Annotated in this window: 1 protein-coding gene; it reads left to right on the top strand. The window is 28.6% G+C overall.

The window, feature by feature from the left end; all coding sequences use genetic code 11:
• Positions 1-9: 9 nt before the first annotated feature.
• A partial coding sequence (locus MVY38_RS10995) for a DUF748 domain-containing protein (RefSeq protein WP_366939803.1) occupies positions 10-1,771 on the top strand: 1,762 nt, incomplete at its 3' end.

The following is a 1,771-nucleotide window of genomic DNA, read 5'->3' as shown; positions in this document are numbered from 1 at the left end:
TTAGGTAAAATTCAAAAGTTTTTTTTATATTTTATTATTGTTTATGCAATAATAGGATTTATTGTCCTCCCCCTAGTCCTCAAGCCCCAACTTGTTAAAATCTTGCAAGAGCATACAAATACAAAAGTTAGTATAGCAAAAGTATATTTTAATCCATTTGCATTTAACTTAGCTCTTCATAATGTAAAAATAGATGATTTGAATAAAAAAGCAATTTTTTCTTTTGAATCTATGACCTTAAATGTAAATCCCTCTTCTCTCTTTATAGGTGCCGTGCATATTCATCTTTTTGAGATAAAAAATCCTAAAATAAATTTAGTAAGAAATCAAGACAAAACATGGAATGTGCTCAATATTCTCAAAAAAGATAAAAAAGTGGTAGATAAAAAGAGCAGTAGTAGCTCTTTTAAGATGCCAAGAGTGATTATTGACACTATAAGTATCGTAGAGGGTAGAGCTGCGTTTAGTGATTATACCCTTCCTCAAGTATTTAAATTTGGTATGAAAAATATTGGTTTAAAGATTAAAAATATTGATACAGAACAAAATAAAAATCCAAAAGGCACTATTCGTTTTTATGCAACTATGAATGATAATGGTTTTATTGACTTTAAATCTAAAATAGAACATTACAAACCTTTTGCCTCTTCAGGAAGTTTAGATTTTAAAGCAAATAAACTCTATACAGAGTGGAAATATGTAAAAAATATGTTAAATGTTGAAGTTGCAGATGGAAAAATATATTTACATGCACAATATAGTTTTAATAGTAGTGATATAAACGCAACAGAGATTAAAAACGCAAGTATACGCATGAATAATTTGAGAATAAAGCCAAAAAATGCTCCACAAAATATACTTACTCTCAAATCTTTTACTGTTACAGATATAAACGCAGTGCCATTGCAAAATAGGGTAAGCATCGCACAAATTGCACTGAATAAACTCAATGTTGCATTGTCTCGAACTAAAACGAATAAGATTGATTGGATAAATTATTTGAAAGTGACGCTGCCTAAAAGTAAGAAAAAATCTACAACTACGCAAAGGAATAAAAATAGTACCTTAGCATTATTGGTGAAAAAAATCTCACTAAGCTCTTCTAGTGTTACTTTTAGAGATAAAATGCTTGCTAAAACGGCAACAAACACTCTTGATAATATAAATATTAATCTTTATGATTTTAATTCAAAAAAAGGTTCGTGGCTCAAGTATGATACAAGTTTTAAAATAGATAAAAAAGGTTTGGTTAGCACAAAAGGAAAATTGAGAGCTTCTCCTTTAAAGCAGATAGGTAGTTTTGATATTAGGAAAATTTCGCTCAAAGAGTTTACTCCTTATTTGCAAGAGAGTAGTTACTTAAGTATTAAAGATGGATTTTTTTCAGCAAAGGGAACAACAAAATATGAAAAAAGAAGGAATGCTCCAGATTTGGACTTAGTGGGCTCTTTAAAATTGGACTCCATATTTATTAATAATACAAAAACAAATAGTTTACTGTTCTCTTTAAACTCTCTTGGCGTAAAAGAGTATAGTTTAGAACTATTTCCAAATAGATTATATGTAGATGAAATTAATATAAATTCTTTTTATGTGGATGCAGAGATAGATAAAGATAGAGTATTAAATTTTTCAAAGCTGATGAAAAAAGTTGCTAAGAAAAAGAGAAAAGTAATGAAAAAGAGAAAAGGAGCTAAGAGTAATTTTCCTGTTAAAATAGATAAAGTTGCCGTTACTTTAGGAAGTGCAAAGTTTCAAGATTACTCAATAC

Source organism: Sulfurimonas sp. (genome assembly GCF_027056685.1).
Lineage (GTDB): Bacteria > Campylobacterota > Campylobacteria > Campylobacterales > Sulfurimonadaceae > Sulfurimonas.
This window is presented reverse-complemented; position numbering and strand designations above follow the sequence as displayed.